This is a genomic window from Sphingomonas bacterium, assembly GCF_903642285.1.
GTDB lineage: Bacteria > Pseudomonadota > Alphaproteobacteria > Sphingomonadales > Sphingomonadaceae > Sphingomonas.
The window spans coordinates 23,994-47,886 of the sequence record NZ_CAHJWJ010000007.1; the positions used below are offsets into that span (position 1 = coordinate 23,994).

A 23,893-nucleotide genomic window follows, 5' to 3' on the forward strand; every position below is an offset into this window, starting at 1 on the left:
TCGACCGTTAAGGCGAAGAACTGCTTGCAGAATTGACCCCGCGCAATATCCTCCGAACAAACGGGGGCGTATAATGCGATTCGTCATGTTCTCAGCTGCCACGCTTCTTCTGACATCGTGCGCATCGATGGAGGTGGTACCTCTGGACATACAGGGAAAGAAGGCCGAGCCCGGGGCGGAGCAAGGCTTTCGCATTCCAAGAATGACACCGTACTTGGTCGTGGCTGAACTTCCAGGAAAGACCACGTCTGTCACCCCCAACGCGGGTGGCGCTGCGGCCGCAGGCAAGAAAGTGGTTGCCGCGCTGCCCGCACCGCCGCCGGGCGGCGGCCTCGTTCCAGGCGCACCGGTGGCTGCAGGCCCCTTCGGTCCTGGTGCTGCGGACGCCACCCCAGCCGCCGACGCGAGCACACCTGCGCCGGCCGTCGGCACGGGATCCGACACCAGCTTCGTTGCGCAGACCGATACGTTCGTGATGAAGATCGTCTACCTTCCCGACTATTCCCACGCGGTCGCCGTCCGCGTGAAGAGCGGCCTCTTTGGCGCGTCGTCCCTTCAGCTCAGCTTCCAGAACGGCATGCTTACGGCGGTCGGCGGCAAGGTAGACAACTCCAAGGCGGCCGACGTCGCGACGGCCGCGCTGCAAGCGATCGCCTCCGTCGCAACCGGAGGTGCCGCGAAGGCTGCTGCCGCAGCGGCGCCAGGTGCAGCGCCGGGCGCGGGGGAGACGGCAATCACAAAACCGGACAAGCCACCTCTCCGTCCCGGCATCTACGCGTTCGTGCCGGTTACGAGTAGAAGCCCGCTCGGTGTATGCACGGTGGCCTACTTCACACCCAATGGAGTTCAGTCGCCGCCGAGTGCCGACACCAACAGATGCGCCGATGTCCCGGGGGCGAACGCACCGAACGTCAACAATGCCGGAAAGTGATCGATCGAAGTGGCTCGCGATCGCACCAAGTGGCCCCGCCGGCGGCCACATGGTCAGCAATGTCGATCTGGTCACGCAGGCGCCCTACGCGGATCTCTGCTGGGCCGCGTGCGCGACGATGGTTCTCCGGCATTTGCGGCTGGTGGTAGACCTTCCAGACGTCGTCACGGCGACGTACGGCCATTTCGTGGATCAGACCGCTTGGCCCCAAGACGTTTACATGACGATCTACAAGCTCAATTGCCTCTATCTTTCGAGGGCACAGCTTATCGCCGAAGGGGACACCGTCGGTTCGGTCTGGGTCGGAAATTGGCTCGCTGCCGACTGGCCGCTTCAACCCTACATACGCTGGAACGACGGGACCGGCTATCACACGATCATTCTAGGCGGCGTCTACGCCGACGGGAGGGTGCGCGTGCTCGACCCAGCTTCCGGCGAGGACGCGATCCACACGTTCGAGGACATGATGCAGGCCTACCAGCAGGGCAGCCTTGAAGGGCTATGGTACGACATCGGCTTCACGAAGCGAGCGCTCACCTTCAGCCAAGGGCCAGTGGAAAACGAGGGCTCCGCAAATGACTGACCGAACGCTAGTCGCTCAGCAGATCGGGAGCTGGCTGCCCGCCGCAGACGAGCACCAGTTCGCCCAGCGCAGCAAGTTCGCGTTGGCCGAGGCGTTCCCGATTGAAACGCTATATCTCGGATCGGAGTCGTCCAGCACCGGGCGTCGGTTCGTGAGTGAAAACCTTGAGTTGCACCTGATCAGAGACGAGCGTGGGAAAGCCGTCTCGTACGCACGAACCCGGGCAGACGAGCAGGCAACGCTGTTGTCGCTAACGAACCGAAGTGAGCTTCCGGAGCTTATCGACCAAGGTCTCGCAAAACTCACTGTAACCGGAGCGGAGTACGACGGGGTAAGCATTGTCCTTCAGCAGTCAATTTCGCTCGCAGCTTTGAGACTGCACCGCGACGGAGAAAACATGATCTGCTTGCTACGGATTGAGGGCCGAGAGACGGGAACCCCTGTCGCATTGATGAGCGCCGACGATCTGTTCGACATCGCGAGCCGAGCGTCGGCTGATCGAAGGGATCGTTCGAAAGCAGAAGTGCAGCCAGACCAAGGTCTTTAAGGAATAGGCAAACACAGCGAACGGTGTCGGCCAGGGCCGCACTCGCCGAGCTGTCTGGTGGGCCAGGGCGACAATGGCCGCCCGCGACGCTGACAGTCAGGGATCGCGCAACCAGGGTGGCGGTCGATCGTCGGGTGGTGCACGACATCTCAAGCACCGCGGTGAGTGTTACGAGACGGGCGGAAGCAGTTGACCGGAATGATGCGCGGTGTGGATGGCTTCGTTCCGCGATAAGGGAGGCAATTTCCTGCCCCTCCGCCCCTTCTGCAATCCTATCTCGGCCCGGCGATCCCGATCAGATTTCCGGCCAGATCGGTGAAGTGTCCTACGCTCAGCTTTCCATTGGGATGCTCGACCGGGCCCAAGATGCGTATCCCGCCTAGTTCGACGGCTTCCCGCAGAGCGGTCTCGACGTCGTCAACGCCGACATAGAACATCGCGCGCGGTGCGTAGCCGGAGCCGCCGCCGATTCCCCCTGGTATGCCTACACCATCCGGGGTTCGGCAAGCGCTCGCTCGCGATCGAAGCCGCGGCGCAGCTCCGGACGCGTCTCGCCGAATACGAGAGCGATGCCCGCAGCGATATCCAGACCGAGATCAACAAGATCCTGAAGATCGCCGCGCGTCGCGCCTACCGCTTCGAGTTCGCCGAAGACTTCACGATGTCGTTGCACCTCGAAAACGTCGAGGGTCCGGTGCCCAAGAGCGGTGGCGAGAACCAGTGATGAGTCTGGCGTTCACCGCGGCGCTGGTCGATTTCGCGCGATCGCGACTAGGCGAGGAACACGCGATCCTGTCGCCCGGCACGGTCGCGCCGCTGGTGCTCGACGCGCCGATCGGGCATCTCGACAAGTCCTATCGAAGCGCGACGGCCGCGTTCCTGCCAGAGATGGCGAGCCAGATCCTGCTCCTCCTGTCGAGCGGCCATACGGAGGGAGGCGTGATCGAGGCACTTGGTCCCAGGATCGGTCGGCAGTACATCCTCGTCTCGGAGAACAGGGGCGATCGCGAGGGCAGGACCGGCGACGAGATCATTGTGGGAGGCGTGTCCCACAGCCGGTCCCTCTTCAACCAGGAACGCAACCAGGTGCGTCTCGTCGAGGTGGAGACATCCCATGCGTAACGTCCGCAGAATGGCCGAGCACGGCGAGCTCTGCATAAAGCTCGGTCAGCTTTCACACCCGATCACGGGCACCCCGCTCTTCCGTTCCTTCCGCGAGCTGTCCTGCTTCGCCGCCATGCTCGGCTACGAGCACCGAAGGTAACGAGCAACCGTTTGTTACGTCGCCGCAGGAAGTGGACAGCCTGCCGGGTCGCCGCGCTGATCCGCCGAGGAAAGTGATCGACCTCGTTCATGGGGCCCTGTCGGCACAAGATCCGGCGGTCGTACGCGGAGTTCACGGCGGCCGGAGAGATCTCCGCGAGGTTCAAGGCCGCGAGAAGGACGTCCGAGATGATGAACATGCGCAGCTCCAAATTCCAGGTTATATGATCGACCTTCGGGAATGGGAAATCAGGAGCGCAGCATTGCGGAGCTTTGAGACCGGGCCTTCACCCCTGTGCGTCCCGCGCTGTCCGCGACCGAAATTCCGATAGCCGATGGCAGGCTTGGAAAGTGGCTACGAGGCCGGGTTATCATCGACCTTGCCGTGTCCGAGGCCGACTGGCCAGGACGCTACCTGCTCGGCATCGACTGTGAGCGCCCCGTAATACGGTGCGCGTTCGGCCCGCGACTGCGACCGCGACCGGGTTCGCTCGCGCTGGTCCGTTCTCGAGTGCCACGGTTGGACGATTGACCGCATCTGGAGCGAGGGCGAATTCCAACGGTCTACGGACCAGCTTGAGGTTGTCGCGGCGAGGTCGATGCCGCCGAGACACAACACGACGCGCATGAAGCCGGCGCCAAGACGGCTCGCGTCGGGACAGTCGAGATGGTCATGGTCGAGCGGGAAAGCGGGACGGATGTCGAACCGCCGCGACCTGACGCGGTACCGCTAAGCGTCGCTAACGTGCAAGCCGAACTCAGAGGCCCGTAACACCTCCGCAGCCTCACAGCAGAAGCTGCAATTCCGCTTCTGAGCGGGGCCTTCCACCGGCGAACCTTCGCGCCTTTCGATCCTGCGTGCGCGGTAGCTCGCGGTTATCTGCGAACGGAATTGCAGAATATCGGCGGAAGCGCAGCATCGGCGCTGACGGTAACACATCTTTACCAGCAGCTCACTCACAACCCCATCAACGATATCGGCGATCATAGGTCAGGGGGAGCGTAGACGATGCTTTGTTACATTCGACCAAGTCGAAGCGCACTACCGGCGGACATTAACGACAAGCGCAACGTAAAAATACAAATCAGCTTCAGCTGAACCATTCAGTCACGCAGCGTAATCCAACGCTTTAGTCTTAAAGTGACGATCTTGGTATTGGCGCCAAGCGGCGCGATCCCGGAGCATCTATCGAGCAGACGGCGTGAGTACGCAGGGAACGGGGAAAAGGCCTCCTTCCGTTGCGGCCACAGCATGAGACGTGAATTGAAGACCGAAGCTGCATATGTGAACATCACGAATCGCCAGTTCGTGGCGACAATCCGCGCGAAGCTCGATGCCGGCGGACATGCGGACGTTCCCGTCGACCGCCTGTGGGTGGACGAGGACGACCAGGGGTATCCTTTCCTACTGCGCGTTCCCGTCGGAGCCGAGCTTATCATGCCCCTGATGCCGCTCAACGGCTTCTTCGAAGCCGACACCCCAGAAAAGATGGACGTCCACATCGGCCACTTCGCCGATGCGCTGGTGAACTTGAGGCGTGGCGAGAAGATGCTGCTGCGATATGTGAACGGCGTTCGGAAGGCCGCCGTCGAGGTGATCACAGCGGCCCGTGCAGATGGGCTCGACCTTCTTCTCGACCGCGTCGGGCTGAAGCCTGCCTATGCCTGGCACCTCGCGGGCGGCTCGTGGAAGGACGCGATCTCCTACGTGCTCGCGGAACTCCGGGTCCGCCACACCTCCTTCTACCTTCGGCCCACGGTCTCCGAATACTACGTCGAGGAAGCAGCCGACGTAGCGGACGAGATCCAGGGCCTTCGGGAGGAACAGCGCGAGCGGCAGGAACGGCTTCTCGAACTTGAGACCATCGGCGCCGATCTCGAGGTCGATGCGATCACCTTGGATCTCCTCGCGGCGCATGGTCTGGATGCAGACCAGGTGCTGCGTGATCTTTGGAAGCGTCAGAGCGTCACCTTCACCGTCCAGCATCTCGGAAGATAGATCGCGGCCATCACATAGTCCGCGATTTCCTCCGAGGCCACGCCCCGCGCGCAGGTGAGCAGGGGGACCTCGAGGAGCCAGCGCGGATAGAAGTCTACGCCTGCCGAAGCGAAGCAGATCCAGCGCAGTCGCCCGGGCCAGCCGGCCGGGCGGGGCGGCGAGGGGTGCCAAGAGAGAACCGGCGCCACGACGAACATGTCGGCATCCATGACGGTGGCCCATTGCCCGACGGATATGGCGGCGACAGTTGGGGCGCTCGGCAGAAGGCGTATTCGACCGTTCATCGCTTCGGTCATCTGACTGGCGATGATGAGACACATCGGACGGATGCTCCTTGAGCGTTGGCCCGTGTTGACGCGGAACAATATATGACTACTCTATCAACACAAGTCGAAAGGCGGCGCGTCTCAGCGCGGCCGGGCACCGCATCGGAGACGTTTACCTGCACCGTGTCATCATCGACACCGATCCGGGACAGGACGACGCCTTCGCATTGTTGCTGGCGCTGGCGTCGCCGCAGGTCGAAGTCCTGGGCATCACCACGGTGAGCGGCAACGTCCCGGCGGCGCAGACGGCCGACAATGCCCGGCGTATCGTGGAGCTTGCCGGCTATCCGGACGTCACCGTCTGCGCCGGTGCCGACCGGCCGATCCTGCGAAGCCGGCGATCCGCGATCGATATCCATGGCGAGACCGGAATTGACGGCTGGGACTGGCCGCCGGCCGAGCATCCGCCGACGCCGCGCAACGCGGTGGAATGGCTTGTCGAAACGTTGCTGCGCGAGCCGGCCGGCAGCGTCAGCGTGATCGCGCTGGCGCCGCAGACCAACCTGGCGCTGGCCTTGCGCCTCGAACCGGCGATCGCCGATCGCATCGCGCACATCATCTTCATGGGCGGCGGCTATTTCGAAGGCGGCAATATGACTCCGGCGGCCGAATACAACATCCTCGTCGATCCGGAAGCGGCCGCGATCGTTCTGGCGTCGGGGGTCGGCATCACGGCGGTGCCGATCGACTGCACCCACACCGCGCCCGCACCCATCGGATGGTCCGAGGATTTGGAGATGTTGGGTACGGAGGTGGGCCGGGCCTGTGCCGGCATGATGCGGTTCTTCGAAATCCACGGAAACAAGAAGTTTGGTACACGCTCGCGACCGCTGCACGATGCCATCGCCGTCGGTGCGCTGTTGTGGCCAGATCTTTTCGAGGGGCGGCACTGCCCGGTCGGCATCGAACTGAACGGCAGCCTGACCACCGGCATGACGGTGGTGGATTGGCTGCGGCAGACCGGTCAGCCGGACAATTGCCAGTGGCTCCGCCGCTGTCTTCACCCTGATGAACTGTACCGTCGAATGTTCGCCGCGCTCGCCACATTGCCCCAGGCACCGAGCCGGTCGTCACCAGCCTATGGGAGGAACCGATGAGAGGCGACTTTTCCGAGATACCCGTGATCGACGTCAAGGCGCTGGCGGAGGGCACTGATCCCGAAGCGCGCGCCGCCACGGTCGCTGCGCTGGGCGACACGCTGGAGCGAAGCGGTTTTTGCTATCTCGTGGGCCACGACGTGCCGCCAGCGACGATCGACGCGTTGTGGGACATGGCCAAGGCCTTCCACACGCTGCCGATGGAGGCCAAGCAGGCCATCGCGCTGAACGAATACCACCGCGGCTATATCCCGTTCTCGGCATCTACTCTGGTGACATCCAGCGTGGCGACGGTGACCCGGCCCAACCAGAGCGAGTCGCTCATGGTCATGCACGAGCTGTCGCCGAACGATCCGGATCTCGGCCGACCCCTGCAGGGTCCCAATCAATGGCCTGACGAGCTGCCGCAATTCCGCGAGGTGGCGCTGGCCTATATGGCGCGGCTGACGAGCCTGGGGGAAATGATGGCGGGCGGACTGGCAGAAGCCCTTGGGTTGCCGCGCGAATGGTTTTTACCCTATTTCAGCACGCCGACCCTGTTTCTGCGACTGCTGCACTATCCGCGTCAGGAAGACGATGCCGGCCTGTTCGGCGCCGCCCCGCATACCGATTACGGATTCATCACCCTGCTGATCCAGGATGACGTCGGTGGACTGGAGGTCTGCAATAAACACGGGGACTGGATCGCGGCTCCCCCCGTTCCGGGCGCGTATGTCATGAATGTGGGCGATATCCTTCAGCGCTGGTCGAACGGCCGGTTCGCGTCGACCCCCCACCGGGTGCGCAATCTGAAGCCGCAGGACCGCTATTCCATGCCGTTCTTTTTCGATCCTGGCATGGACGCACTGGTAAGTTGCCCGCCGGCGCTGGTGAAGGAAGGCGAGAAGCCCCCGAAGCCGCCGGTCGTCTATGGCGATTATCTGCTGGAGCGGCTGAACAAGAACTATGCCTATCGTCGCAAGGCGGCCGAATGAGCCTGTAGGGCGGGTTATCTAATTCCGGTAGTTGCCTTGACCGAGCAGACGCAGCGCCGCGGTCCACCCAAGTTCTTCCCAGTCGGCGAGGTCTTCGGGATTGGCTTGGTGCCCGGTATGGGCCTGCACCTGCGGCGTGGGCTCGACCAGCTCGCGCCCGCCGGCCAGCGCGGCGATCTGGATGTCGCAGGCACGTTCCAGCGTGTATATCCGGTTGAAGGCCTCCGCGGCGGTGCGGCCCACCACGAGCAAGCCGTGGTTGCGCATGATCAACCCCTTGTGATCGCCGATGTCCTGGATCAGCCGGGCGCGCTCCTCCGAGTCCAGCGCGAACCCCTCATATTCATGATAGCCCAGGCGATCGTAGAACATCAGCGCATGCTGGCTGATGGGCAGCAGTCCGTCCTTCTGACAGGAAACCGCCGCGCCCGCCCGCGTGTGGGTGTGGATGACGAAGCGGACTTCCGGCCGGCCGGCATGAATCGCCGAATGGATGTTGAAACCCGCCGGATTGACCAACGCACCCGAGTCCGCATCCACGGGGAAGCCGTCCGCGCCGACTTCGACGAGATCGCTGGCGCAGATCTCGTGGAAAAGCATGCCATAGGGGTTGATGAGGAACCGGTCATGGCCGCCGGGCAGTCGTGCGCTGACGTGCGTGTAGATGAGGTCGGTCATCTGGAAATGGGCCAGCAGGCGATAGATGGCCGCCAGTTCGCAGCGAACCGCATCATCCTCGGCGGTGTACCGGCTTTCGTTCGAGCGAGGCTGGGCAATCGTCATGATCATTTCCTGGCCTAAGCGTTAGCCTGCCGGGTCTTGAGGGCGATATAGTCGCCGTAGGAGACAGGAGCATAGCGCGGTTCGCGGTCGCTGCCGCAAAAGGCGTCGAGGCAGCGGATCACCGCGCTCGCGCTGGGATTATAGAAGAACGGGATGGATTGTCGCCGTGAACCCGCGCGGCGATCGGCCGGCGGATAGGCGACCCGGTGAGGCGTGGAGACCCAGACGTCGTTCGTCGCGCGCATGAACGCATCGCCGATGTTGATGACGAACGCATCGTCTAGGGCCGGAACGTCGATCCAACCGCCATCGCGGCGGTGCACCTGCAGGCCACCGGCAGAAGCCTCGGACCGGAGGATGGTCAGGAAGCCGTAATCGGTATGGGCGCCGGCCCGTAGCTGACCATCCGAAGGAGGGCCGAGCGGTGCCGGATAGTCGATCACGCGCAAGGCGGACAGATGGCCGACGAAATCGGGCTCGAAAAAGTCGGATGGCAAGCCGACGGCGGCACACGCGATCTGCAAGAGCCGGGCCGCCAGACGCTCCATCTGCTCGAAATAGTCGGAAAAAGCGGAGGCGAGACCCGAAGGTTCCGCCGGCCAAGGGCCACCCGGTAGCCGGGGGCCGTGGTTCAGGCTTCGCTTATAGTCGCCCGGTCCGATGACCCCGGCCGTCGCGCTCAGCGTTTCCTGGCACAGCGCACTGTAGCTCAGGCCGCCCTCTTCGTCACCGAGGCTGTTATGCGTCCCCGCCTCCGGTCGATCGAAAAAGATCCGGGCCAGATCATAGAGCCGCTGCGTCGCAGCCGGATCCACGCCGTGTCCGGTCACGAGGAAAAAGCCCAGCCGGTGGCAAGCGGCCTCGACGGCCCTGACGACCGCGTCGGATGCGGCGTCGTCAGGGCCGCCGAACGCGGCGAGATCGATGACCGGAATGTCCTGGGTCGAAGCTTGAGGCATGCTTTTCGTCCTAGAACGAAGTCGCGACACTGACGATTGCCGCGAAGCCTGCCCCAGGCAGATATGTGGGCGAGCCGGATGCGGCGATCGTGGTGCCGTTGATCCCGCGGGTCGGCAGCGCGTTGTACTGGGTCGAATAGACGCCACCGAGATATTTGGTGTTGGTGATGTTTACCAGGTTGAGCTGTATCGTCGGCGCCTTGGCCGCACCGATGCTCTTCAACCGGTAGCCGATCGTCACGTTCGCGGTGGTGTAGCTTGGTATCTGCTCATCGTTCATGAAGGTCGAATATTGAGAGTTGGTATGGTGGACGCCGACGTTCGCAAAGGCGTTGCCGTTATCATAATCGATGGCGAACGACTCCATGAACTTCGGGGATCGGACGGCGTACTTGCCCTGGGTCGGCAGATAATCGCCGTTCAGCGCCTGGATATTGCTGTCGTTGATTGCGTGAAGATACTCAGCGGAAACAAAGGGTCGGATGTGATGCCAGGAGCGCAGCCCCGCTTCGACGTCGATGCCGCGTGACGTCTGGTTGCCGGCGTTGATATACTGGGTGACCGCCACCCCGTTCTGCAGGACCCTGGTCGCGATCTGGCGATTCCTGAAGTTATAATTGAACGCCGAGATCGAACCGCTCAAGAGGTCGCCGGAATAGCGGTAGCCGATTTCCTCGACGATGGAATATTCCGCTTTTTGATTGTTGACACCGACCTGGGTTATCTGGCCGGTGGTCTGGCTATAGACATCGAAAAGTTGCGACGCCTGCGGGGTCAGGAAGTTGGTTCCCGCGTTCGCATAGATTTGATGCTGATCGTTGAACTTGTAGCGGGCAGCCAGGGTCGGCAAGGGGATCGAGTAATGCGCCGTGCGAACGGGGGTCTCGCCGGGGATCAGGTTACGGCCCTCCTGCGAGAACCCGACCTCCTTGAAACCGCCGTCGATTTCCAGCCGGTCATTCAGCAGGCTGGCGCGGTCGCTAATGAAAAAGCCGTTCACCCAGGCATAGGCTTCCGTGTAGCTGGAGCGGTAGAGGTCGCCATTAGGCAGATGGATCAGACCCGAACTGGCCCAGACGCTGTCCGGCTTGCCGTTTGCGCCCTGCAGCGCGACTAGCACGCCCGTGGTCGATGCATAGTCGTTTTCATACCAATAGCCAACGGTAAAGGTGTGGCCGCCGATATGATAGTTTAGTGCGGCGTTAACACCGGTACGAAACTGTTCGTATATATTGGGTGTGTAGACCGTCGCCGAATTGGCGACGGTCGAGGTGCCGTCGCCGACGGGAAGGGGCAAGAACGTAACCTTGTTGGGCCCCGAATAGGTCCCTGTCTCGGATAGCTGGGCGCCGCCGGGGCTGGTCCCATATCCGTGGAAGAAATACGGTGTGACCGCCAGTTCGAGCTTGGTGGTCAGTTTGATGCGGTTGGGCCAGGAGGCCGCTACGTTGGCAAAGGCGCTTTCGTGAAGCGCGTAGAGCGTGGTCATGCCCGGCGTGAAGGTGCGGTCATAGGTCCAGTTCAGGCCGCTCGCGTTCCACTGCGCCAGGGTCGGCCAGCGTTCCAGCGCGAATACCTGCGTGTTCCAGGAAACCGACAGAGCGGAGGAACTGCCGCCGTCGAATTCCTTAATCATCTTGAAGTCGATGTGCTGACGGCTATTGTAGCCGGGTCCGTGCCAGAAGTCGGACGAGGTGTTGGAGCCCGAGATAAAGGCGCGCATCCCGGTATTGCCGATATCACCGCTGTCCAACCGCACGAACTGGTTATTGAAGTTGTAGGAGCCATACGCCAGGTTCACATAGGCACCGGGAGTCTTCGATGGATTGCGGAAATGCAGCTCGACCAGACCGCCGGCGGCACCGAATGTGGGCACGTCGAAATCCACCGATCCCGGCGTCAGGGTGATGATTGAAAGATTCTCGCTATCGACGACTTCGTTCGGGTAGACGGCACCGTTGTTGAACGGCATGCCTTCGAACAGCCAGCCGATTTCGGCGATGTCCAGACCGCGCACCGACAGGTGACCGACGGAGAGGCCGAACGGGTCTCCCATGGTCACGTTCGCGCCGGGCTGGAGCGCCAGCAGCTGTTCGGGATTGGCGGTCGGCAGCTGTTTGGCGATATAGTCGCGCGTCACCGACTGCTTTACGCGCGGCGCGTCCTCGTCGATCATGAGGCCGCCGGCCACTGTTTGGTTACTCACGCCATCCTTGGTGATGGTACGGCCCTCGACGATGATGTCCGACGTCGTCGGCGCGATGTTCTGTGCGAAGGCCTGACTGGCCAGCATAGCGGAGGCTAGAAGCGATACGGCAAGAGTCGTGTAACGCATTTACAGTCTCCTCTATAGGGGTGCACTTTCTACTGATGGACGCTCCATTCGGTTTGGGAATGAGCGGCGTGGTGACCCGCGGTAAGACGTTAGAAAGGGCGTTCGCCCCGCACGGTGACGCGGTGTAGATGACGCCGGTAGCGCGCTCGATCATATTCGGTAGCGCGGTGAACCATCGTCCGGTTGTCCCACACGACGAGATCGCCAGCGCGCCAATGATGCGCGTATACTTCCTGTGCCTCGGTCGCTTTTTTCATCAGCGACAAGATCAGGGCCGATCCCTCGTCTGGATCGAGGCCCACCGGCAGGGACGTGTCGGGCCCGAGGTATAGCGCCTTGCGGGCCGTCGCTGGATGCGTCCGCACCATCGGATGGATGACGTCGGGCATGCGGCGCTCCTCCTCTTCGGTTAGGGCGCGCGCATTTTTGCGCGTGGCGTGCAGCATGGTGTAGCTGTGCCGAACCGACATCCGATCGAGGCGCGCCTTCTGCTCGGCCGGCAATTTGTCGTAGCTAACGGCGACATTGGCGAATTCCGTATCGCCCCCTTCTTCGGGCACTTCCAGGGCATATAGGAAAGTATAGGCGGTCGGATGCTCGAGAAAGCTGAGATCGGTGTGCCAGGCAAAGCCGTCGCTCGGGTTGCCGATCGGCTTACCGTTTTCGACGATATTCGATATCACATAGACGTCCGGGTTTTCGGGAAGCTGATAGTCTTCACGAACGCCGTATTCGACGGGGCCGAAGCGGCCGGCGAAATCGACCAGATCTTCGGGTGCCAGGGTCTGGCCGCGCACGACCATCAAGCCATGGCGATCGAGCGATGCCTTAATTCGGCGGCTTGGGCATCGGTGATCGTCCGCAGATCGAAATCCTCGATCGTGCCCGCGAAATTAGCACTGCTTTTGATATTCATGACTCAGCCCCCTTATGGAGGGCATCACACCAAAGCACGCGGACGACGTCAACAATTATTTTGTTAGCCGACAACTGTTTTCATCATTTTGGTAATTTGGCCCCGGCTAGGCGCTCCGTGACGACGATCACGAGCAGCGTGACGAATATCGTGAAGCTCGAGACCGCCGCGGCCTCTGGGGTGAAATTCAATCTGAGATAGTCGAATAGCTGCAGCGGCAGCGTCGCCGTACCGATGTCCTTCAGCAGGAACGACGTGGAGAAGGCATCGAACGAAGCGATGAAGGCAAACAGGCAGCCGCCGATCACGCCGGGTCTGATCAGCGGAAACGTGATGCGAAAAAACGTCTTGAAAGGCCCCGCGCCGAGACTGCGCGCGGCCAAGTCGCACGACCAGTCATAGCCTTGCAGAGACGTCAAAACGCTCAGATAGATAAAGGGCAGCGTCAGAAGAATGTGGCCCGCGAGCAGCGCAACGCCATAATGAAGACCGATGCCCAGCGCATAGAAGAAGAACAGCAGACCGATGGCGGTAAGCACTTCGGGGAGCAGCATCGGTATCATCATCGCCATTCGGACCCTGTTGGCGACCGATGGGCGCGCCCGCGCCGTATACAGCGCCGCCAGGGTTCCGATGATGCCGGACGATAGGGTCGCGACCGCGGCGATTCGGATCGAGGTGAGAAAGGCCTGCACGAAGACCTCGTTGTGAAGGAAGGTCGCATACCAGCGTAGGGACAGACCCTGCGGCGGAAACGTCAGGAACGCGCCGGCATTGAACGAGGCGACGATGACCACCAGGATCGGCGCGAGAAGGAAGGCGTAGATCACACCGCTGAGCCAGCTGCTCGCGCGAAAGGTCCTCATGGGCGGTTCCACCGCAAGGGCGTGAGACGAAGAAAAACCAGGACGATCAGGCCGCCACACACAGCGAGGATGAGGGCCTGAGCCGCGCCCAGCGGCCAACGGAACGAGTCGATCAGGGTGTCGACCACGGTCATCGGCATGGTCTTAACCTGCATGCCGCCCAGCAGCACGGGAGTCACATACGCGCTGATCGACAGGATGAAGACGATCACGCAATCTGTCTGCACGCCGGGCATGACCAGCGGCAAAATGATGCGCCAGAAGACGGTGCGGCGGGACGCGCCCAGACTGAGGCCGGCCTGCTCCATCGTCGGATCCAGTTTTTGCAGCTGCGCCCGGATCGGCAGGATCATGAACGGAAGGAAGACGTGGGTCAGGGCGATGATGATCCCCAGCTGATTGTACATCAGTGGAATGACGGACGTGGTCAGGCCGAGCGCCCGGGCCGCCCGGTTGATGACGCCATTGTTGCCTAGCAGGATCGTCCAGCCATAGGAGCGGACCACGATGCTCACCAGCATGGGCGACAAGACGATGGCGTTGCGCAGTGCCTGGCTTCGTCCCGGCGATCGCGCCAGGTTCCATGCGACCGGACAACCCAGAAGGAGCGCCGCGGCGGTGGTGATGAAACCGATTTGCAGCGTCGTGCCGATCTGCCGCCAGGAGTAGGCGCTAGCCAAAACGGTCATGTAATTGGCGAAGGTGAAGCCGCTGCCATACGCCCCGTCATCGGTGGACGGTCGCATACTAATCAGGATGATGTTGAGATACGGTAATGCCACGAGCAGAACCAGGATCAGCAACGCCGGCAACAGGAGGAGAAAGCGCCGGCTCATGCCGCACGACCGATCGTCCAGAGGGGGTCGGCGGCCAATCGCAATCCTACGGCATCCCCGCGCTCCTGGCGGCCCGGGCCAACCACCTGAACGCTGACCATCTCTCCACCAGGCAGGCGCACACGGTATTCGGTGAGGCTGCCGCTATAGTGGATCGAGTCGATCGAGCCGCTTACCACCCCCGGCTCATCGGCGTTCGCCAGCGTCAGCGCCTCGGGACGGACCAGCACCGACACCGGCCCTTCCGCCGGTGCGTCCTGCAGAAGTTCACGCGCGCCCAGGACGGTGTGGGCCATCGTCCGGCCATCCGCATTGGTGACCGAGGCCTGCAGGAAATTGGCCTGGCCGATGAAGGTGGCGATCTCGAGCCCTTGCGGGCGCTCGTAAATGTCGCGCGGGGCCCCGAACTGGGCCACCTCGCCCTTGAACATCACGACGATCCGATCGGACATCGCCATCGCCTCCGCCTGATCGTGGGTGACGTAGATCGTGGTGATCCCGACCCGCCGCTGCAGATCGGTGATGAACTCGCGCATCTCGTCGCGCAGTTTGGCGTCGAGGTTGGCAAGCGGCTCGTCCAGCAGCAGGATGCGGGGCTCGATGACGAGGGCCCGCGCCAGCGCGACCCGCTGCTGCTGGCCACCGCTGAGTGCTCGAGGATAGCGGTCCGCTTCCGGCACCAGCCGAACCATCTCCAGGACCTTGGCGACCCGGCTGCGGATCATCGCCGGCAGCATTTTGCGCATCTCAAGGCCGAACGCGAGGTTCTGCGCCACGGTCATATGCGGGAACAAGGCATAGGACTGGAACACCATCCCGATGTCGCGCCGATTGGGGGGCAGATGGGCGACGTCCTCGCCATCGAACAGGATGCGGCCGGTATCGGCCGTTTCGAAACCGGCAATCAATCGCAGGGTTGTCGATTTTCCGCACCCAGAGGGACCCAGCAGCGAAACGAATTCGCCTTCCCCAATCGATAAGGACACGGAATCGATCGCCGTCGTGGTTCCATATCGTTTCGTGAGGGCCTCGATGACGACGTTGGTCATGCGCGCGTTCGTCCCTGCCAGATGCTAGAGGAAGGAGTTCATTCGAAGGTCTGCGACCATCGTGCCTCGAGTTCGAGGGCATGGCGGTTGACCCAGTTCCAGTCTGTCGGGAGGATCCGATCCAGCTGCGTTCCCGTGATCGGGACGGCGGCCCGCAGGTTCGGCGGCACGACGACCTTGCGATTGACCGGTGTGACGAAGAACCGGCGCGCGAGCAGCAACTGGATATCCGGCTCCAGCAGGAAATCCAGATACCGGTACGCCAGTTCGCGCGCCGATGCGCCGGCACAGAAACAAAAGCTCTGATCCCACATCAACAGGCCTTCGCGCGGTGTGACGCAGGCGACGGGAAGCCCCTGTTGGCGCAGACGGGCGATCTCGCCGAAATCATACGGCGCCACGATGATCTCTCCGGTGCCCATCATGGTCGACATGTTGAAATCCGTCTGCAGGACAGGCCCGAGCCGACGCAGCGCGGCGAAGGCGCCGTTCATGTCGGTCGGCCCCTTGCCGAACAGCCGACCGGCCAGCGTCACCATAGATTTGCCTACGCTGTTCTGCAGATTGTAGAGGCCCAGCCGCCCGCGAAATTCCGGGTTGGTCCACAGGTCGCGCCAGGACGTTGGGGGACGATGGACGAGATCGGTTCGATAGCCGATCCCAATGGGCGAGATCATGCCGACCAGGGAAACGCCGTTGAGGCTCTGTGCCGCAGGGTGCAGATCCTTATAGTTCCGGAGCCGCGACAGATCGAGCCGTTCAAAATATCCTCCGGGAATCAGGGGCTCGATGAACGGCTCGTTCATCATCAGAATGGAATAATCCGACCTGCCGCGTCCCGCGGCCCGCAGATTGGCGCTGAAGGTGCGCCCGAACCCGACATCCAGCCGAACGTCGGCACCGGTACGTCGCTCGAATAGGGGGAGCAGGGTGCTTCGCCAGAACGTCTCCCAGCTGCCGCCATAGGTCGTCACGATCAGGCTGTCGGGCGGCCGTGCCTGCGCCGCGCCACCCAGGCAACTTGCCGCCGCCCCCGCCAGGAAAAATCTACGGTCCAATGGCGTCACGGAAAAACGATCATGGCACGAAAATCCGTTTTCATGGGGGTGGGAGCGGCGCTGTCGTGACCGATGCGGTGCGGATCTAATGCACGAGTTGCATCGGCTCGGACCGCGGTTGGGGTTGGGGCGCATCCTGCCGCAGGGCAGCCGCCAGCTGGGCGGCCAGCACGGCATTGTTGTGGACCAGTGCGATGTTCGTCGCGAGGCTGCGACCCTGGGTCAGTTCCAGAAGCCGGCCGAGGAGGAATGGTGTCACCGCCTTGCCCGTGATCCGGGCCGTCTCCGCTTCGGCAACCGCCTGGGCGATATGGGCCGCGATCTCCTCCGACGGGATTTCGTCCCGCTCGAGAACCGGATTGGCGACGACCACACCTCCCGACAGACCCAGCAGGCGCCGCATCCGGATCATCTTCGCGATCGCCTGCGGGGTATCGTGCCGCAAGGGGGCCGGAAGCCCACTGCTGCGGCTCCAGAAAGCCGGGAACAGGTCGGTGCCATAACCGATGACGGGCACGCCTTCGGTTTCGAGATATTCCAGGGTGCGCGGCAGATCGAGCAGGGCTTTCGCGCCGGCGCAGACGACCGCCACGTCGGTACGCGCAAATTCCGTTAGATCCGCGGAGACGTCCGAGCTGGTCTCGAACCCCCGATGGACGCCGCCGATGCCGCCCGTGGCGAAGACATCGATCCCGGCAAGCCTGGCGCAGATCATGGTAGCGGCCACTGTAGTCGAACCGTTTTTTCCACCTGCGATGGCGAAGGCCAAATCGGCTCGGCTCAGCTTGAGCACGTCCTTGGCACGGCCCAGCCAGTCGAGGGTCGCGTCCTCCAGCCCGATGCGAACCCGGCCCTCGATGATCGCGATGGTCGCAGGCGTGGCACCATTCTCCCGAACCGTCTCCTCGACCGCCCGCGCCGTGGCGACGTTCTCCGGGAACGGCATCCCATGTGTGATGATGGTCGATTCCAGTGCGACCACGGGACGTCCCGCCGCCAGGGCCTGCCGGACGGCGTCCGAAAAGTTCAAGGGCAGGTCATCGGGACCGGGATGATATTTCACTGTAAGACTTTCCTTCGTTCAGCCGTCAAACCGGCAAGGCGATGGCGGTTGCGCTCGATCAGCTCGGATGATGTCGAGGTATTGACGCTTTCTTCGCTTTCGATGGTAAGCACCGCCGCGAGCATCCCCGTGCGGCACGCCTCTTCAAGCGGTTCTCCATCGAGGAGCCGCGACAGGGTGCCGGCGATCAGCGCGTCCCCTGCGCCGGTGACGTCTACTACGTTTGCCTTCAGGCTGGGCAAGGCGGTCAGGCTTTCGCCCTCTGCCACCAATAGCCCGTCACTGCCGATGGTGAGGACGACCGCGCCGGTGCCGCGTTGCAGCAGAATCTTGCACAATGCGTCCGGTGATGTCGCCGAATCTGCCGCCGTCAGCGCGAGGGCTTCCTGGACGTTGAGAAACAGGAGGTCGATACCGTGCAGCTCGCCCTGAAGGCGCATGACCTTGAGCGCGGAGACGGGATCGACGGCCAGGCGAAACCGCGCGCCGACGCGCCGGTTCCGCAGCCAGGCCATGACCGGGGTCGGAAGGTTGCAGTCCGCGAACAGCCAGCTGGCACCGGCCAGCGTCGGCCAGACCCCATGCAGATCGTCGATCGTGACGGTATCGAAAATCTCCATGTCGGCAATGCCATAGGCAAGTTCGCCGTCCGGATTCAGGATGGCCAGATATTCGGCGGTCGGATGCGTATTGGTGGTAAGAAGGCGCGTGGTATCCACCCCGCTGAATTGCAGATGCTTCGTGAGCGAACGGCCGTTTTCGTCGTCGCCCAATACGGAAACCAGGCTGCTGGCCGCGCCCAATCGTGCCAGCGTTTCGGCGACGTTTCGCGCCACGCCGCCGAAACTTCGGCGGCTGTTTACCGGGTTGGAGGTGCCATGTTGGAGTGCCTGCTGCGACCGATATTTGCGGTCGACCGTCGCGCCGCCGACGCAGACGATGCGCTTGGCCTCCGCAAGGACGTACGCGCGGCCGCACAGATAGCCTTTGCGGGTGAGCTGTGCGATGTAGGTGGCAACGGTCGGGCGGGCCAACCCGAGGCTGTCGGCTATCTCCTGTTGACCTGCAAACGGGTCTGCAGCGATGCCATCCAGCACAGCCTGCTCCTGCTCGCTCAATTTGTCTCTTTTTGGCACCGCGTCTTCCAACTTGGGGATCCGAGGTCTGCCACGTATTTGTCGGATCGGCAAACACTTGTTTGCCGAGAGACCAATCTTCAGCATTGAAGCGATGGGAGCTACCGTGGGCTTGTCGCGATACCGAAAAAGTGGATTTGTTTGGGATCGGCATCGATGACAACGGAACGGGAGATATGGCTATATTTCCGGATGCGACAATCAAGCGATCGGAGCGCTGGGCGCGCAGCGGCCGGCGGTGATCTCGGCCATCGTCGCGAACTAGGCGATCGCACCACGCTTCGCGCACGCGAAGCTGCCCGCGGCGACACCTCAGCGTAGGACAGTCTGCATCTCGCCAGTGGCGATATAGCTGGCGGCGAACGCGCCAATCAACGCGTCACCCGCGCCGGTGGTGTCGCTGGCGGTCGTCGCCACCGCCAACTGCCGCGTGGTTTTTCCGTTCTTTTCATAAAGGACGGCGCCGTCGGCACCCAAGGTCAACAGCACGGCGATCCCGACTTCTGGAGGAGCGCTTCGGCGGCGCGCTCGGGATCGCCCGAGCGCTGCTCCGGGGGAGAGAGGGTGCCCGCCTCGACTTCGTTGACGATCAGGATGTCGACGAGGTTCAGCAGCCCCGGTTCGACCCGTTCCGGCACCGGCGCCACGTTGAGCATGGTGATCACATGATGTCGTCTTGCAAATTCAAACGCGGCGCTCGTTGCGCTTTGCGGCGTTTCCAGCTGAGCGAGAACGAGTTTTGCGGACTTGATGGCCTGCTCAGCGTCCCGCACATTATATTCGGCCACGCACGCATTGGTGCCCGTATCGAGGATGATGACGTTCTGGCCATCGCTTCGACTAAGAATGGTCGCCGTGCCCGTGGCATGGTGTCCCTCTTGTCTGACCGCGCTGACGTCGATCCCCTCGTCACGCCACATCTCAAGCGCGGCCTCGCCGGCCGGATCGTGACCAATCGCGGCGATCATGGCGACCGATGCGCCGAATCGCGCCGCCTGTACGGCCTGATTGCTCCCCTTGCCGCCATGCGAGCTACTGATCCTCGGGCGGCGATCGTCTCTCCGGTTGCGGGAAGCGGTTCACGACGAGCGTGGCGTCCCGGTTATAACTGCCGACGACCATAATCTTAGGCGGCTCCATCGCCGGCCTCCGAACTGCGAGGACCTGCGAGGAATGCATGGCCTTTGCGAAGCCCAGAAGGTCGTCGAGGGCCGCCGTTAACGTATGATCCAGTTTGGTGTCTGAACACGATCCCTGCTCGTCGAAGGGATGGCTCGACGAGTTGATTGGGACTTGCATTGGCGTCGGCCAGCCGCGCAGCGCGTGGACGACATCGCGCAGCGCCGATAAAGTCGAGATCGCGCCCGGCAGTCCACCGCCGGCGGCCACGCAGCAGACGGGGCGGCCGGTCAGGTAGGGACGATCATCGTTCGCCAGCGGCTGCAGATGATCGATCGCGTTCTTCACGAGGCCCGACGGCCCGCCGTGATAGACCGGCGATGAAATCACCAAGGCGTCGCAGTGACGGATGGCTGCCAAGAAACGATCCAGTCGACGATCCGGCGATGCGCCACCGTTTGGATTGAACAGCGGGAAATCGAGGTCGAGTCCGGTGAAGACGCTCGTCGCCACGCCACGCTCGTCAAGCGCCGCCATCAGCCAATGGAACGCCTTTTCGCTGGTCGAGCCGGGGCGGATGGCACCTCCCATGCCGACGACCGAGATGGCGGCGCGCGCGGTCATGCGGCGTTCGCGGCGGCGACGTGCCGCCGGCTTTTCATCAGCGGCTGGATCCGTGTGCCGAACGCTTCGACACCTTCTACGAAGTCGTCGAACGTCAGCAATACGCCGCCCGTGCCCGGCACCGTCGCCACTTCGTCCAACAACCGCGCCACCGTCGCATGCGAACCGACGAGCGTGCCCATATTTATGTTCACCGCCGAGGTAGCGTCGCTCATCTGGCGGGTATTGGTGGTCGCGGAAACCGCGTTGGCCGCGGTCTGCCCGGTCAGCCAGGCGATCGCTTCATGGTCGACGCCGTCGCGATAACGCTGCCACTTCGCCTGCGCGGCTTCGTCGGTCTCGTCCGCGATCACCATCATCAGCACGAAAGTGTCGACCGACCGACCGGTCTTGGCAGTCGCGGCGGCAAGGCGCTGATTGACGGACGCGAAGGCGGTGGGCGTGTTGACGCCCTTGCCGAAGCAGAAGGCATGGTCGGCGTATTTGGCCGAGAAGGCCAGGCCTTCGTCGGAACTGCCAGCGCAGATGATTTTCATGTCGGCACTGGGACGCGGGCTGACGCGGCAATCGTTCATCTGGAAATAGTCACCCTTGAGGTCCGATTTTCCCATCCCCCACAAGTCGCGCAGTACCTGCGCATATTCGGCGAGCATGTCGTAGCGCTTGGTGAAATGCTCCTCGCCTGGCCATAGTCCCATCTGGTCGTATTCGGCCTTCTGCCAGCCGGTAACCAAATTGATCCCAAACCGGCCGTGCGAGATCGAATCGATCGTCGACGCCATGCGCGCGACGATCGCGGGCGGCAGCGTCAGGGTGGCGGCCGTGGCGTATAGCTTGATCCGCTCGGTGACCGCGGCGAGACCAGCCATCAGCGTGAAGCTCTCCAGATTGTGCTCCCAGAATTGGGTCTTGCCGCCGAACCCGCGCAGCTTGATCATCGTCAGCACGAAATCGAGCCCGTACCGCTCGGCCTTCAGCGTGATCTCCTTGTTGAGATCGAAGCTGGGCATGTATTGCGGTGCCGTCTCGGAGATCAGCCAGCCGTTGTTGCCGATCGGCAGAAATACACCGATTTCCATGCGATATCCCTTCAATGTCGGCCGCGTCGGCCGGGAATAGTCGTCACCCGACCTCATGATCGGCGGGATCCTTCTCACCAGACAGTTGTCCGATCGCAGTCCTGAAATCAGCGACGGTGGACACCCATCCGAAGAAGGTCTCGATGTTGTAGACGGCGGCCTGCTGGATGAAGTCCGGACCCAGCTGGTGGGTCGCATCGGCGAGCATCACCCCGAAATATTCGAGATGGAAACCGTCCCGCAGCGTCGATTCGACGCAGACATTGGTAGCGATACCGACGAACACCAGGTTGCGGACGCCACGGGCGCGTAAGATGCTATCGAGCTGCGAATTGTAGAAAGCGGAATAGCGCGTCTTGTGGACACGAAGGTCGCCCGCTCGCGGCTTCAGTCTATCGACGATCTCATAATCCCAACCGCCGCGTGTGAGCAGTTGGCCTTGGAGTTCCGGCCGCTTGCGCATGGTCTTTAGCGCGTTCGACTTGTGGTAGTTCGGTGATCCCTCGGTCCCGGCCTCCACATAGTCGGCATCCCAGCCGTTCTGGAGATAGACGACCTGGATCCCCGCAGCGCGCGCCGCATCGAGCGTCTCGCCGATCCGCTTGATCGCATCCATCGCCCCGGCGATGTCGAACCCGGCGAGATCGCAATAGCCGCCAGTCGACGCATAGGCGTTCTGCATGTCGATGACGATCACCGCCGTCTCTTCCCGCGCCAGACGCAGCGGTTCGGGGCGTGCGGGCAGCGTGAACAGGGTCGGCGCGGCCGTCATGTCAACATCCTCCGTTTTCGACGGGGTCAAGTCATCGTCGGAATGACGAAGGAGGATTCGACCGCCGTGTCCGGCGCGGGCCAGCGCTGTGTCACGGTCTTCACCTTCGTGTAGAACCGCAGGCCTTCCATGCCGTACTGGTTGTGATCGCCGAAGCCCGAGCGCTTCCATCCGCCGAAACTGTGATAGGCGACCGGCACCGGGATCGGCACGTTGATGCCGACCATGCCGACCTCCACCTTGTCGGCAAAATCCCGCGCCGCGCCGCCATTGGCGGTGAAGATCGCGACGCCGTTGCCGTACGCGTGGCGGCTCGGCAGCGCGATGGCCTCCGCCAGCGTGGTGGCGCGCACGATCTGGAGAACAGGGCCGAAGATCTCGTCCTGATAACTCTTCATCGTCGGCGTCACGTGATCGAACAGGGTCGGTCCGACAAAAAACCCCTGTTCATATCCTTGCAGCGAGAAGCCCCGGCCATCGAGGAGCAGCCTCGCGCCCTCGTCGACGCCCATCTGGATGTAAGTCTCAATACGCGACTTGTGCTGCGCGCTGACGACGGGCCCATAATCGGCACCGGCATCTGTGGAGACGCCGACCCGCAGTTTGTCGATGGCGGGGAGCAGCTTGTCGATGAGGCGGCTGGCGGTGTCGTCGCCGACCGGCACGACTACCGGCAGCGCCATGCACCGCTCCCCAGCCGAGCCGTAAGCGGCGCCCGTGATATCCGCCACCGCTTGATCGAGATCGGCATCCGGCAGTACGATGCCGTGGTTCTTGGCACCGCCCATTGCCTGGACGCGCTTTCCATTCGCGACGCCGCGTGAGTAGACATAGTGCGCGATGTCCGACGATCCGACGAAGCTGATCGCTCGGATGTCCGGATGATCGAGCAGTGCGTCGACCGCGGCCTTGTCGCCATGAACCACGTTCAGGATGCCGGCCGGAAGTCCCGCCTCGATCATCAACTCCGCCAGCCGCACCGGAACCGACGGGTTGCGCTCCGAGGGTTTGAGGATGAAGGCATTGCCGGCCGCGATCGCCGGGCCGAACATCCACATCGGGATCATCGCCGGGAAATTGAACGGCGTGATGCCCGCGACCACGCCGAGGGGCTGGCGCAACGAAAAGACATCGATGCCCGGCCCTGCGCCCTGGGTGTATTCGCCCTTGAGTAGGTGGGGGATGCCGCACGAGAACTCGATGACCTCAAGTCCGCGCTGGATGTCCCCCCGCGCATCAGCGACCACCTTTCCGTGCTCGTCGGCCAGCATGAGGGAAAGGGCGTCCATCTCTCGCTCCAGGAGTGCCTTGAAGGCGAACATCACGCGAGCGCGCCGCTGCGGGTTCGTCGCCGCCCAGCCGGGTTGGGCAGCCTTGGCTCCGGCGATCGCCTCGTCGATCTCTTCATGCGTGGCGAAAGTCACACGTCGCCGTGGCACACCCAAATTCGGATCGAAGATGTCGCCGCGCCGACGCCCCGTTCCATGGCGGCGCTCGCCCGAGATGAAATGCGCAACCGCCTGCATTGCCTACCCTTTCTCCGCCAACCGGCACCCGAATCGCCGTCGGCCCTGAAAA

At 62.7% G+C, this 23,893-nt stretch carries 27 protein-coding genes; 9 read left to right on the top strand and 18 right to left on the bottom strand.

All coding sequences use genetic code 11. The features are described 5' to 3' along the window. Window positions 1-73 precede the first annotated feature (73 nt). Genes HUU99_RS05235 through HUU99_RS05245 form a run of 3 tightly spaced genes read left to right on the top strand, consistent with a single transcriptional unit; the run spans window position 74 to window position 2,061 of the window. Window positions 74-931, top strand: a complete 858-nt coding sequence (locus HUU99_RS05235) for a hypothetical protein (RefSeq protein ID WP_174285526.1) — start codon at window positions 74-76, stop codon at window positions 929-931. Continuing rightward, a complete protein-coding gene (locus HUU99_RS05240) occupies window positions 918-1,514 on the top strand; it encodes a papain-like cysteine protease family protein (RefSeq protein WP_174285527.1) in 597 nt (198 codons plus the stop codon). Before HUU99_RS05235 ends, HUU99_RS05240 begins: the two co-directional genes overlap by 14 nt. Continuing rightward, window positions 1,507-2,061, top strand: a complete 555-nt coding sequence (locus HUU99_RS05245) for a hypothetical protein (RefSeq protein ID WP_174285528.1) — start codon at window positions 1,507-1,509, stop codon at window positions 2,059-2,061. Before HUU99_RS05240 ends, HUU99_RS05245 begins: the two co-directional genes overlap by 8 nt. Window positions 2,062-2,333: 272 nt before the next feature. Here the strand turns inward: HUU99_RS05245 and HUU99_RS05250 are convergent, their stop codons facing one another. After that, a complete protein-coding gene (locus HUU99_RS05250) occupies window positions 2,334-2,498 on the bottom strand; it encodes a VOC family protein (RefSeq protein WP_174285529.1) in 165 nt (54 codons plus the stop codon). Window positions 2,499-2,506: 8 nt separating this feature from the next. On the opposite strand from HUU99_RS05250, the gene HUU99_RS05255 reads away from it, so the two are divergent. From HUU99_RS05255 to HUU99_RS05265, 4 genes are all read left to right on the top strand, one after another. Beyond that, window positions 2,507-2,785 carry a hypothetical protein gene (locus HUU99_RS05255; protein WP_174285530.1) on the top strand — a complete coding sequence of 93 codons (279 nt, stop codon included), beginning with the start codon at window positions 2,507-2,509 and terminating at the stop codon, window positions 2,783-2,785. Beyond that, complete coding sequence (locus HUU99_RS05260) at window positions 2,785-3,183, top strand: hypothetical protein (protein WP_174285531.1); 399 nt, start codon at window positions 2,785-2,787, stop codon at window positions 3,181-3,183. The genes HUU99_RS05255 and HUU99_RS05260 overlap by 1 nt, the downstream gene beginning before the upstream one ends. Then, window positions 3,176-3,325, top strand: a complete 150-nt coding sequence (locus HUU99_RS15370; RefSeq protein ID WP_217430781.1) for a hypothetical protein — start codon at window positions 3,176-3,178, stop codon at window positions 3,323-3,325. Before HUU99_RS05260 ends, HUU99_RS15370 begins: the two co-directional genes overlap by 8 nt. 1,263 nt (window positions 3,326-4,588) lie before the next feature. Continuing rightward, the gene (locus HUU99_RS05265) at window positions 4,589-5,323 is read left to right on the top strand and encodes a hypothetical protein (RefSeq protein ID WP_174285532.1); all 735 of its coding nucleotides are present in this window, start codon (window positions 4,589-4,591) and stop codon (window positions 5,321-5,323) included. Here HUU99_RS05265 and HUU99_RS05270 read toward each other — a convergent pair. Continuing rightward, the gene (locus HUU99_RS05270) at window positions 5,284-5,643 is read right to left on the bottom strand and encodes a hypothetical protein (protein WP_174285533.1); all 360 of its coding nucleotides are present in this window, start codon (window positions 5,641-5,643) and stop codon (window positions 5,284-5,286) included. The two genes, HUU99_RS05265 and HUU99_RS05270, sit on opposite strands and share 40 nt — an antisense overlap. A 137-nt stretch (window positions 5,644-5,780) precedes the next feature. Between HUU99_RS05270 and HUU99_RS05275 the strand changes: the two genes are divergently transcribed. After that, window positions 5,781-6,746, top strand: a complete 966-nt coding sequence (locus HUU99_RS05275) for a nucleoside hydrolase (RefSeq protein WP_302479972.1) — start codon at window positions 5,781-5,783, stop codon at window positions 6,744-6,746. Window positions 6,747-6,769: 23 nt separating this feature from the next. Next, window positions 6,770-7,720, top strand: coding sequence for an isopenicillin N synthase family dioxygenase (locus HUU99_RS05280; RefSeq protein WP_217430782.1), 951 nt, complete (start codon window positions 6,770-6,772; stop codon window positions 7,718-7,720). 18 nt (window positions 7,721-7,738) lie between these two features. Here HUU99_RS05280 and HUU99_RS05285 read toward each other — a convergent pair whose 3' ends face one another. From HUU99_RS05285 to HUU99_RS05360, 16 genes are all read right to left on the bottom strand, one after another. Then, entirely contained in the window at window positions 7,739-8,503 is a 765-nt protein-coding gene (locus HUU99_RS05285; RefSeq protein ID WP_217430783.1) for a class II aldolase/adducin family protein, read from the bottom strand. Between the two features lie 14 nt (window positions 8,504-8,517). Continuing rightward, window positions 8,518-9,492, bottom strand: coding sequence for an isopenicillin N synthase family dioxygenase (locus HUU99_RS05290; RefSeq protein WP_217430784.1), 975 nt, complete (start codon window positions 9,490-9,492; stop codon window positions 8,518-8,520). Continuing rightward, the gene (locus tag HUU99_RS05295; RefSeq protein WP_174285536.1) at window positions 9,473-11,797 is read right to left on the bottom strand and encodes a TonB-dependent receptor; all 2,325 of its coding nucleotides are present in this window, start codon (window positions 11,795-11,797) and stop codon (window positions 9,473-9,475) included. The genes HUU99_RS05290 and HUU99_RS05295 overlap by 20 nt, the downstream gene beginning before the upstream one ends. An 89-nt stretch (window positions 11,798-11,886) precedes the next feature. Next, window positions 11,887-12,600: a TauD/TfdA dioxygenase family protein gene (locus tag HUU99_RS05300; RefSeq protein WP_174285537.1), complete on the bottom strand. Its 714-nt coding sequence runs from the start codon at window positions 12,598-12,600 to the stop codon at window positions 11,887-11,889. Window positions 12,601-12,796: 196 nt separating this feature from the next. Next, window positions 12,797-13,579, bottom strand: coding sequence for an ABC transporter permease (locus HUU99_RS05305; RefSeq protein ID WP_174285603.1), 783 nt, complete (start codon window positions 13,577-13,579; stop codon window positions 12,797-12,799). Then, window positions 13,576-14,415, bottom strand: a complete 840-nt coding sequence (locus HUU99_RS05310) for an ABC transporter permease (RefSeq protein ID WP_174285538.1) — start codon at window positions 14,413-14,415, stop codon at window positions 13,576-13,578. Before HUU99_RS05310 ends, HUU99_RS05305 begins: the two co-directional genes overlap by 4 nt. Continuing rightward, window positions 14,412-15,464, bottom strand: a complete 1,053-nt coding sequence (locus tag HUU99_RS05315; protein WP_174285539.1) for an ABC transporter ATP-binding protein — start codon at window positions 15,462-15,464, stop codon at window positions 14,412-14,414. Before HUU99_RS05315 ends, HUU99_RS05310 begins: the two co-directional genes overlap by 4 nt. 38 nt (window positions 15,465-15,502) lie before the next feature. Further along, window positions 15,503-16,522, bottom strand: a complete 1,020-nt coding sequence (locus HUU99_RS05320; protein ID WP_217430785.1) for an ABC transporter substrate-binding protein — start codon at window positions 16,520-16,522, stop codon at window positions 15,503-15,505. Window positions 16,523-16,607: 85 nt separating this feature from the next. Beyond that, window positions 16,608-17,585: a pseudouridine-5'-phosphate glycosidase gene (locus HUU99_RS05325; RefSeq protein WP_254602942.1), complete on the bottom strand. Its 978-nt coding sequence runs from the start codon at window positions 17,583-17,585 to the stop codon at window positions 16,608-16,610. Further along, complete coding sequence (locus tag HUU99_RS05330) at window positions 17,582-18,703, bottom strand: carbohydrate kinase (protein ID WP_217430786.1); 1,122 nt, start codon at window positions 18,701-18,703, stop codon at window positions 17,582-17,584. Before HUU99_RS05330 ends, HUU99_RS05325 begins: the two co-directional genes overlap by 4 nt. 330 nt (window positions 18,704-19,033) lie before the next feature. After that, window positions 19,034-19,210: a PfkB family carbohydrate kinase gene (locus HUU99_RS05335; protein WP_217430787.1), complete on the bottom strand. Its 177-nt coding sequence runs from the start codon at window positions 19,208-19,210 to the stop codon at window positions 19,034-19,036. Next, window positions 19,201-19,761, bottom strand: a complete 561-nt coding sequence (locus HUU99_RS05340) for a PfkB family carbohydrate kinase (protein ID WP_174285605.1) — start codon at window positions 19,759-19,761, stop codon at window positions 19,201-19,203. Before HUU99_RS05340 ends, HUU99_RS05335 begins: the two co-directional genes overlap by 10 nt. Beyond that, window positions 19,754-20,464, bottom strand: a complete 711-nt coding sequence (locus HUU99_RS05345; RefSeq protein ID WP_174285543.1) for an NADPH-dependent FMN reductase — start codon at window positions 20,462-20,464, stop codon at window positions 19,754-19,756. Before HUU99_RS05345 ends, HUU99_RS05340 begins: the two co-directional genes overlap by 8 nt. Beyond that, the gene (rutA, locus tag HUU99_RS05350; RefSeq protein ID WP_174285544.1) at window positions 20,461-21,543 is read right to left on the bottom strand and encodes a pyrimidine utilization protein A; all 1,083 of its coding nucleotides are present in this window, start codon (window positions 21,541-21,543) and stop codon (window positions 20,461-20,463) included. The genes HUU99_RS05345 and rutA overlap by 4 nt, the downstream gene beginning before the upstream one ends. A 43-nt stretch (window positions 21,544-21,586) precedes the next feature. Continuing rightward, window positions 21,587-22,315 carry a pyrimidine utilization protein B gene (rutB, locus tag HUU99_RS05355; RefSeq protein ID WP_302479971.1) on the bottom strand — a complete coding sequence of 243 codons (729 nt, stop codon included), beginning with the start codon at window positions 22,313-22,315 and terminating at the stop codon, window positions 21,587-21,589. Window positions 22,316-22,341: 26 nt separating this feature from the next. Beyond that, window positions 22,342-23,841: a CoA-acylating methylmalonate-semialdehyde dehydrogenase gene (locus tag HUU99_RS05360; protein WP_174285545.1), complete on the bottom strand. Its 1,500-nt coding sequence runs from the start codon at window positions 23,839-23,841 to the stop codon at window positions 22,342-22,344. Between the last annotated feature and the right edge of the window lie 52 nt (window positions 23,842-23,893).

What these genes read in the sequence shown, in the direction of transcription:
- HUU99_RS05235 (WP_174285526.1), top strand. Translation starts at nt 74, where the DNA reads ATGCGATTCGTCATGTTCTCAGCTGCCACGCTTCTTCTGACATCGTGC.
- HUU99_RS05240 (WP_174285527.1), top strand. Translation starts at nt 918, where the DNA reads ATGCCGGAAAGTGATCGATCGAAGTGGCTCGCGATCGCACCAAGTGGC.
- HUU99_RS05245 (WP_174285528.1), top strand. Translation starts at nt 1,507, where the DNA reads ATGACTGACCGAACGCTAGTCGCTCAGCAGATCGGGAGCTGGCTGCCC.
- HUU99_RS05250 (WP_174285529.1), bottom strand. Translation starts at nt 2,498, where the DNA reads ATGTTCTATGTCGGCGTTGACGACGTCGAGACCGCTCTGCGGGAAGCC.
- HUU99_RS05260 (WP_174285531.1), top strand. Translation starts at nt 2,785, where the DNA reads ATGAGTCTGGCGTTCACCGCGGCGCTGGTCGATTTCGCGCGATCGCGA.
- HUU99_RS15370 (WP_217430781.1), top strand. Translation starts at nt 3,176, where the DNA reads ATGCGTAACGTCCGCAGAATGGCCGAGCACGGCGAGCTCTGCATAAAG.
- HUU99_RS05270 (WP_174285533.1), bottom strand. Translation starts at nt 5,643, where the DNA reads ATGTGTCTCATCATCGCCAGTCAGATGACCGAAGCGATGAACGGTCGA.
- HUU99_RS05285 (WP_217430783.1), bottom strand. Translation starts at nt 8,503, where the DNA reads ATGACGATTGCCCAGCCTCGCTCGAACGAAAGCCGGTACACCGCCGAG.
- HUU99_RS05295 (WP_174285536.1), bottom strand. Translation starts at nt 11,797, where the DNA reads ATGCGTTACACGACTCTTGCCGTATCGCTTCTAGCCTCCGCTATGCTG.
- HUU99_RS05300 (WP_174285537.1), bottom strand. Translation starts at nt 12,600, where the DNA reads ATGGTCGTGCGCGGCCAGACCCTGGCACCCGAAGATCTGGTCGATTTC.
- HUU99_RS05305 (WP_174285603.1), bottom strand. Translation starts at nt 13,579, where the DNA reads ATGAGGACCTTTCGCGCGAGCAGCTGGCTCAGCGGTGTGATCTACGCC.
- HUU99_RS05310 (WP_174285538.1), bottom strand. Translation starts at nt 14,415, where the DNA reads ATGAGCCGGCGCTTTCTCCTCCTGTTGCCGGCGTTGCTGATCCTGGTT.
- HUU99_RS05315 (WP_174285539.1), bottom strand. Translation starts at nt 15,464, where the DNA reads ATGACCAACGTCGTCATCGAGGCCCTCACGAAACGATATGGAACCACG.
- HUU99_RS05345 (WP_174285543.1), bottom strand. Translation starts at nt 20,464, where the DNA reads ATGACCGCGCGCGCCGCCATCTCGGTCGTCGGCATGGGAGGTGCCATC.
- rutA (WP_174285544.1), bottom strand. Translation starts at nt 21,543, where the DNA reads ATGGAAATCGGTGTATTTCTGCCGATCGGCAACAACGGCTGGCTGATC.
- rutB (WP_302479971.1), bottom strand. Translation starts at nt 22,315, where the DNA reads ATGACGGCCGCGCCGACCCTGTTCACGCTGCCCGCACGCCCCGAACCG.
- HUU99_RS05360 (WP_174285545.1), bottom strand. Translation starts at nt 23,841, where the DNA reads ATGCAGGCGGTTGCGCATTTCATCTCGGGCGAGCGCCGCCATGGAACG.